1 protein-coding gene is annotated in these 289 nt (G+C 60.2%); it reads right to left on the bottom strand.

The window, feature by feature from the left end; genetic code table 11:
- Positions 1 to 289 (bottom strand): Ig-like domain-containing protein (locus tag RN22_RS25280; protein WP_046308486.1); only part of this gene is annotated, 289 nt, incomplete at both ends.

Raw genomic sequence — 289 nt, forward strand, 5'->3', positions numbered from 1 at the left:
CAGTGATGGTGTCGCCAGGCTGCGTGCCTGTCGGTGGGGTGACCAGCACTTCCACGCCATCAGTCAGTTCTTCTTCACCCACGCCGCCGGTGGCTTCAGGGATCACTACGGTTGGTGCTTCATCGGTGCCGCCGGTGCCGGTGCCTTCGCCCGGTGCGGTGGTATCAATGGTAAAGCCGGTTTCTGTGCTTGGTACCGAGGTATTACCAGCAGTATCCGTCACGGTTGCTGTGATGGTGTAATCGCCTTCGTCAGGCAATTCACTGCCTGTGCCGCCCAGATCTTCCGG

The organism is Grimontia sp. AD028, from assembly GCF_000973155.1.
GTDB lineage: Bacteria > Pseudomonadota > Gammaproteobacteria > Enterobacterales > Vibrionaceae > Enterovibrio > Enterovibrio indicus.